The organism is Pseudoalteromonas sp. C2R02, assembly GCF_018860845.1.
In the GTDB taxonomy this organism is placed as follows: Bacteria; Pseudomonadota; Gammaproteobacteria; order Enterobacterales; family Alteromonadaceae; genus Pseudoalteromonas.
In genome coordinates this window covers 69,750-77,276 of the sequence record NZ_JAHKQC010000021.1, presented here as the reverse complement: position 1 = coordinate 77,276, position 7,527 = coordinate 69,750, and the positions used below count along the sequence as shown (strand labels likewise).

General features: G+C 36.7%; 6 protein-coding genes and 2 tRNA genes. 3 read left to right on the top strand and 5 right to left on the bottom strand.

Features of this window, described 5'->3' with window-relative positions:
- Positions 1 to 46: 46 nt before the first annotated feature.
- The 4 genes from KO527_RS06875 to prfB all read right to left on the bottom strand — a co-directional run bounded on the left by KO527_RS06875 (position 47) and on the right by prfB (position 3,144).
- A tRNA-Arg gene (locus KO527_RS06875) sits at positions 47 to 123 on the bottom strand.
- Positions 124 to 163: 40 nt separating this feature from the next.
- Positions 164 to 256 (bottom strand) — tRNA-Ser (locus tag KO527_RS06870).
- A 211-nt stretch (positions 257 to 467) separates the two neighbouring features.
- On the bottom strand, positions 468 to 2,003 hold the full coding sequence (gene lysS, locus KO527_RS06865) for a lysine--tRNA ligase (protein WP_216039598.1): 1,536 nt from the start codon (positions 2,001 to 2,003) through the stop codon (positions 468 to 470).
- A gap of 42 nt (positions 2,004 to 2,045) precedes the next feature.
- Positions 2,046 to 3,144 (bottom strand): peptide chain release factor 2 gene (gene prfB / locus KO527_RS06860; RefSeq protein WP_216039597.1). Its coding sequence is split into 2 segments (ribosomal slippage): positions 2,046 to 3,068 and positions 3,070 to 3,144, totalling 1,098 coding nucleotides; the frame shifts between segments, so codons are not numbered across the junction.
- A 189-nt stretch (positions 3,145 to 3,333) separates the two neighbouring features.
- On the opposite strand from prfB, the gene KO527_RS06855 reads away from it, so the two are divergent.
- The 3 genes from KO527_RS06855 (at position 3,334) to KO527_RS06845 (ending at position 5,640) form a co-directional block, all read left to right on the top strand.
- Entirely contained in the window at positions 3,334 to 3,888 is a 555-nt protein-coding gene (locus KO527_RS06855) for a sigma-70 family RNA polymerase sigma factor (RefSeq protein WP_216039596.1), read from the top strand.
- Position 3,889: 1 nt separating this feature from the next.
- Complete coding sequence (locus KO527_RS06850; RefSeq protein WP_216039595.1) at positions 3,890 to 4,597, top strand: DUF3379 family protein; 708 nt, start codon at positions 3,890 to 3,892, stop codon at positions 4,595 to 4,597.
- Positions 4,598 to 4,800: 203 nt separating this feature from the next.
- Positions 4,801 to 5,640 (top strand): TIM44-like domain-containing protein, encoded by an 840-nt coding sequence (locus KO527_RS06845; RefSeq protein WP_216039594.1) that lies wholly within the window; start codon positions 4,801 to 4,803, stop codon positions 5,638 to 5,640.
- Between the two features lie 138 nt (positions 5,641 to 5,778).
- On the opposite strand, the gene putP is transcribed toward KO527_RS06845, so the two are convergent.
- A complete protein-coding gene (gene putP, locus KO527_RS06840) occupies positions 5,779 to 7,263 on the bottom strand; it encodes a sodium/proline symporter PutP (RefSeq protein ID WP_216039593.1) in 1,485 nt (494 codons plus the stop codon).
- Positions 7,264 to 7,527 lie beyond the last annotated feature (264 nt).

Genomic DNA, 7,527 nt, shown 5'->3' with positions numbered 1-7,527 from the left:
AATTACTGTTTATTTATTTTTACATCTTAAATTTGATGTTATGAAGTGGTGGGCGCAGGAGGATTCGAACCTCCGACCGCTCGGTTCGTAGCCGAGTACTCTATCCAGCTGAGCTATGCACCCGCTTCATAATCACATTAACAAGAACCAAATATAAAATAAATGGCGGAGAAGGAGGGATTCGAACCCTCGATAGAGCTACAAACCCTATACTCCCTTAGCAGGGGAGCGCCTTCGGCCACTCGGCCACCTCTCCGTCTTGTTGGGCGTATAATAAAGACTTCGAAAAATAAGTCAAACCTTTTTATAAGGAATTTCACTGTATGCTCAGTCTTTACACACCATTGTTTATTTTATGTTTAATTAGCTTAAAATCAAAACAATATTTCAAATATTTATCATCTTTTAATTCGAATAAAAAACGCCGCTAATGCGGCGTTTTTTAAAAAGGATGACTTAAGAGTCTATTATTCTACTTCTGGTCGCATATGCGGGAATAAAATAACATCTTTAATTGTTGATGAATCAGTAAATAGCATTACTAAGCGATCTATACCAATGCCTTCACCCGCAGTAGGTGGTAAACCATATTCTAATGCACGGATGTAATCTTCATCGAAATGCATCGCTTCATCATCACCGGCATCTTTTTCTTCAACTTGACGAGAGAAACGTTCTGCTTGATCAGATGCATCATTTAGCTCAGAGAAACCATTCGCTAATTCACGACCACCAACAAAAAATTCAAATCTATCTGTTACAAATGCATTATCATCATTACGACGTGCTAATGGTGATACTTCCCATGGATAAGCAGTAATAAAAGTAGGCTGTATTAATTTGTGCTCAGCAGTTTCTTCAAAGATCTCACATAAGAACTTGCCTGGACCCCAAACACATTTTTCAGGTATACGAACATGTACTTGTTTAGCGTATGCTTTTAACTCTTCAAAATGATTTTCAGGATCTTGGAATACTTCCGCTTTAAAGTCTGGGTTATACTTTAAGATTGCATCAGCCATAGTGATTCGAGTAAATGGTTTTCCAAAATCATACTCAACTGAATCTACAACTTCACCCGCTTCATCTTTCGTCGTATTAATTACGATAGGTGAACCAAGTACATCAGTTGCAACTGTACGTAACATATCTTCCGTTAAGTTCATTAAGTCATTGTAGTCAGCATATGCTTGGTAGAATTCAATCATAGTGAATTCTGGGTTATGACGCGTAGATAAACCTTCATTTCTGAAGTTACGGTTGATTTCGAATACACGCTCAAAACCACCAACAACTAAACGCTTAAGGTAAAGTTCTGGTGCGATACGCAAATACATATCGATATCTAACGCATTATGATGCGTTTCAAATGGACGAGCCGTTGCACCACCAGGGATGGTTTGTAGCATTGGCGTTTCAACTTCCATGAAGTCACGGTCAGCTAAGAAACGACGAATACCTTCAACAACTTTAGAACGGATACGGAATGTATTACGCGTATCTTCATTAGTGATCAAATCAACATAACGTTGGCGGTATTTAGTTTCTTGATCAGATAGACCATGAAATTTCTCAGGTAATGGACGTAATGATTTAGTTAATAACTGGTACTCAGCCATATCAACATATAAATCACCTTTACCTGATTTATTTAACGCACCAGTTACACCGATAATGTCACCGATATCTAATTGGCCATACTTTTCTTTTAAGTCTTTTTGTACTGGTTTTGCTGCATATGCTTGAATTCGGCCTTTCATGTCTTGTACAACATAAAAAGGACCACGTTTAGCTAAAATACGGCCAGCAATTGATACTACCTGATTTAACTCTACTAATTCTTCTTTTGACTTTTCGCCAAACTCAGCTTGTAAGTCTAAAGTATAATGTTCACGATTAAACTGGTTAGGGTGACCATTTGCAGGGCAGTTTTCACGGATTGCGTCTAATTTGCCTCTACGTTCTGCAATTAGCTTATTTTCATCTTGAATTTGATCTGTCATTTTCAACTCTTTATCGATTCTGTTATCTATTCGTTATATTAATTACAAACCTGATTTAAGGCTTGCTTCAATAAATCTATCTAAGTCACCATCTAGTACAGCTTGAGTATTACGGTTTTCAATTCCCGTACGTAAATCTTTAATACGAGAATCATCAAGTACATAAGATCTAATTTGACTACCCCAACCAATATCAGATTTTGCATCCTCCTGAGATTGCTTTTCAGAATTTTGCTTTTGTAACTCTAACTCAAACAACTTAGCTTTAAGTTGTTTCATTGCGTGAGCTTTATTTTTATGCTGTGAACGTTCATTTTGACATTGCACAACAGTATTTGTTGGTACGTGAGTAATACGTACCGCTGATTCTGTGGTATTTACGTGCTGACCACCGGCACCTGATGCTCGGTATACATCAATACGTAATTCAGCAGGATTGATATCAATTTCTATATTGTCATCAATTTCTGGATAAATAAACGCAGAAGCAAATGACGTATGGCGACGACCACTTGAATCAAATGGGCTTTTTCGTACTAAACGGTGTACGCCTGTTTCTGTACGTAACCAACCATAAGCGTATTCGCCTGTCACTTGAATTGTTGCGCCTTTAATACCTGCAACATCACCAGGTGTTACTTCAATCACTTGTGCTTTAAAGCCTTTCGCTTCAGCCCAACGTAAATACATACGAAGCAACATTTCACACCAGTCTTGGGCTTCTGTGCCGCCTGATCCTGATTGTAAATCTAAATATGCGTTATTTTCATCTTGCGCACCAGAGAACATACGACGAAATTCTAGCTTTTCTAATTGCACAATCAAAGCATTGGCTTCTGATTGTGCTTCATCGAAAGTATCTTCATCTTCGGCTTCAACAGCTAATTCAACTAAGCCTTCAACATCTTCAACCCCTGCATCAAGCACATCTATTGTTTCTACGATAGCTTCTAGTGACGATTTTTCTTTACCTAGCGCTTGCGCACGCTCAGGTTCATTCCATACTGCAGAATCTTCAAGTTCGGCATTCACTTCTTCTAACCGCTCTTTTCTTAGAGGGTAGTCAAAGGTACCCCCTAAGCATATCGGTTCTTTCGCGAATATCCTTGATTTGATTCATCACAGGGTTCACTTCAAACATCCAATTGCTCCATAATGCCTGCCTTAAATTATAAGGCGGGAATTTTAGCAAAAAAAACACAATTTTATTAGCATTAAACCGACTATTTATTGAATAATGTAAAAAATAATAAATCTTGTTCATATATCCTGTACTTTCCCGACATCACTACAGATAATGTGTCATCAAAAAAATATAAGAAAAATAAAAATGTTTGGAAATAAAAAGTCTGAACGTCAGGTCATTATAGATATGGCTGATAAACAAAAGCGTTACGAGGCATTAGTAAAAACATACCACAGCGAATTATATCGGTTTGCATGTTGGTTATGTCGAGACCCTAGTGTTGCAGAAGACGTATTACAAGAAACATTCTTACGCGCATGGCGCTCACTGGATTCACTGCTAGATCAAAAAGCAGCGAAGTCATGGTTGATCACAATATTAAGACGTGAAAATGCCAGACGATTTGAGCGGAAACAATTTGATTACTCTGATGTTGAACAAGATACATTAATGGATACCACCACTGATTCTCTTGAACAAAATATGGAACAAACAAATTTACAGCGCCAAATAATGAAATTACCTGACGAGTATAGAGAACCTTTATTATTACAAATTGTAATGGGGTGCTCCGGTGAAGAGATTAGTGAAATTTTAGAACTCAATAAAAACACTGTAATGACGCGTTTATTTAGAGCGCGTAATCAATTAAAAGATTCTTTAACCCAAACAGACACAATACAAAGAGGAGTAAAATAAGATGGATGAACTCGAATTTCGCCGACGTCTCTACGCTGAGCCGAATGAAAATGATCCTCTTATTGAAGCATTCGCCAAAGAAGATGCTGATCGAAATAAATTTTTAAATGATATCAAACAACTTGATAAAGATATTACTGACGCACTGAATATTCCAGTGCCAAAGAATTTAGCTGATAAGCTTATTTTAAACCAAGCTATAGAAACACATAGAGTTGATAAGAAAAAGCGCAGAGTGCATTTAGCAATCGCTGCATCAGTTGCATTTTGTTGTAGTATTTTAATTAGCTTTACAATGAAACAAGCTCCTTTAGACATTGGTCAACATGCATTAGCCCATGTCAATCATGAGCTAAACTCATTAAAGCCGACAGATAGAAGATATCAATTAGAGCAAATTAATACGCAACTTGCTTCCTTTGGAGGTTCTGTATCGAGCTTACCGGGTGAAGTAAGTTATTCAACTTTTTGTGATTTCGATGGACAGAAAAGCTTGCACCTAGTTTTTCAAACAGCTCAAGGCCCAGTTACTTTATTCATCGTGCCAAGTAAAAATGGCTATGATGCGCAATCTCAATTTAACAATGAGCGCTTTAATGGTCAAATTTATCAAACTCAAGAAGCCAGTTTAATTATGCTTGGTGAAAATGGTCAAGACTTAAAGAAATATCAAAAACAAGTTGCTGATAATATTATCTGGGAAGCTTAATTTAATAATTTTATTATCCCCTCTTTCCCCTGAATTTACAGGGGGAAGTTTCCTCCCCTTCCCCCCTAATTTAAGTTAAATTTATATTTGAATTACATTATTTTTACTCATAAAAACAAGACACTACTTATTTCTCATAACACATTGACAAGCAGCCTTTAAACTCTACAATCGGTGCCGAATTATTTTTAAACAGGTCAGTTATGAAAAAACTATTTATAATCTTTACACTTTTTACTTTAATGCTAGGAACCAGCTTTGACTCTGAAGCTCGTAAGAAGTTTGGTAGCCGTAGTAAAGGTAAAACACAAGAAACAACTCAAGCCAAACAGCAAGATACAACAACTCAGCAGAAAGCCACAACTAAGAAGCCATCAAGTAAGAAAGGCTTAATGGCTGGTATATTTGGTGGATTACTTGCAGGTGGTTTGATTGCAGCTATGATGGGCGGTGACTTTGAGGGCATGCAAATCATGGATATGCTATTAATGGCATTGGTTGCATTTGTATTATTCAAATTATTTAAAAACTTTATGCAGAAAAAAGCGCAAACACAATCTGCTTATGCCGGTCAACAAAATGCTCACTTCCCTGATCAACAACAAAGAGAAAATGTAACACCATTTTCAACAAGCTCGACTAAACAAGCTGACTCTGTGCCATTTAATTTACCACAAGGCTTTGATGTAACTGGTTTCTTAAAAGGTGCGAATGATCATTACCATACACTTCAAAAAGCATGGAATGAAAACAATTTAGAAACAATTCAAGAATATGTTTCGATTGAATTGTTTAATGAATTAACTGCTGAAAGAAAAGATGTTGAAACCGTTGAAACACAAGTTATGTTTGTAGATTGTGAATTAGCTAGAGCAAATACTAGCCCTGTACTTTGGGAAGTCAGTGTTAAGTTTACAGGTAAGTACCGCGATTTAACTGAGCAAGCAGATGAGCAAGTAATTGATGAGGTTTGGCACTTAGAAAGAAACCTTACGCAAGCTGATTCACCTTGGTTGATTGTTGGTATTGAAGACAAAGCATAATAGCCCCACTTCACAGTTCTATTAAAAGCCATTGTGTGGCAGTCATAAAGAAAAAAGCATATTCAAAGTTTGAATATGCTTTTTTTATACTTAAAAATTACGCCACGCAGTGACCTTAATTAAAGTTACTCAGCAAATTTAATGTTCTTTAAGCATCTCATCAAATTTATTACTAACTGACTGCTGCGGCTCGCCTGAAAACTTACTTACAATGATGATAGTCAAAGTACATAAAATAAAGCCAGGTACTAGCTCATACATAGTTGCACTTAAAGATTGACCATTGATTGTGATTGGCGCATATATCCAGAACAATACTGTTGCAGCACCTACAACCATACCAGCTAAAGCACCATTGCGATTCATTTTATTCCAGTAAAGGCTCAATATCACAACAGGACCAAACGCAGCACCAAAACCAGCCCATGCGTTACTAACTAATGTAAGAATAGAGCTATCTCTATCGTATGCTAAAAATATCGCAACTAAAGCGACTAAAAATACCGAAATACGGCCAACTAAAACTAACTGTTTATCTGTTGCATCTTTATTTAGAAATACTTGATAAAAGTCACCAGTTAAAGAGCTTGAAGTCACTAATAATTGAGATGATATGGTACTCATAATTGCCGCTAATATTGCAGCCAATAAGAAACCCGCTATTAATGGGTGAAATAATATCTGAGATAGTAAAATAAATATTGTTTCTGGATCATCTAATTGAATGCCCGTTGACGCAACATAAGCAATACCAGCAAAGCCTGTTGCCATAGCGCCAATTAACGATACTATCATCCAGCTCATGCCGATACGTCTTGCTACTGGCACATCTTTCACGGAACGGATCGCCATAAATCTAACAATAATATGCGGTTGACCAAAGTAACCTAAACCCCAAGCCATAGCCGAAATAATACCTAACAAGCTCACACCATTAAACATATTTAACAACTCAGGATTAATAGTTGTAATAGATTCATGCATTTCACTTATTCCGCCAACTTCGTTGATGGCAACAAATGGCACTAAAATTAAAGCAACAAACATAATACAGCCTTGAACAAAATCTGTAAGGCTAACCGCTAAGAAACCACCAAATAATGTATAGGCAACAACTACGCCAGCTGTAACATATAAGCCTAGCTCATAATCCATGCCAAATGACGATTCAAATAATTTACCCCCAGCAACAATACCCGAAGATGTATATAAGGTAAAAAATACAATGATCACAACAGATGATACTAGGCGTAACATATGAGATTTATCTTCAAAACGATTCTCAAAGAAATCTGGTAACGTAATAGAGTCATTCGCTATTTCGGTATAAGTACGTAATCTTGGCGCGACGATCAAGTAATTTAAAAATGCACCAATTACAAGACCAATACCAATCCATAAGCTGCTAATACCAGAAATATACATTGCACCAGGTAAACCCATTAGCATCCAACCGCTCATATCTGACGCACCCGCAGATAAAGCAGCTACGCTCGGGCTTAAACTTCTGCCCCCTAACATATAGCCTGATACATCACTGGTTGATTTTTTATAAGCATATAAACCTATGCCAAGCATAACGATAAAATATATCGCTAATGAAATAAGCGTTCCAAACTCCAAGCGGACCTCCAAAATGAGATTTTCATACCCAAAACACCTCTAAAATTCAATCCTGCAACTCATATTCTGAAGTGACTTGGGTATATGTGTAATAGTTACGTACAGTACCATTATTTGATAATTCATTACTATATCACGCTACACCCAAATGAAAATATGGATGCGATAACTACACAATAGTCTCAGATAATTGAAAATAAATAATGAAAAAACATCCCATTTACAATATATTCAAGGTAGCAGAACAATAATTAATATATTTGG

Bases quoted from the DNA above. Each gene is read 5' to 3' on its own strand.
- KO527_RS06855 (WP_216039596.1), top strand. From the start codon at position 3,334: ATGTTTGGAAATAAAAAGTCTGAACGTCAGGTCATTATAGATATGGCT.
- lysS (WP_216039598.1), bottom strand. From the start codon at position 2,003: ATGACAGATCAAATTCAAGATGAAAATAAGCTAATTGCAGAACGTAGA.
- KO527_RS06845 (WP_216039594.1), top strand. From the start codon at position 4,801: ATGAAAAAACTATTTATAATCTTTACACTTTTTACTTTAATGCTAGGA.
- KO527_RS06850 (WP_216039595.1), top strand. From the start codon at position 3,890: ATGGATGAACTCGAATTTCGCCGACGTCTCTACGCTGAGCCGAATGAA.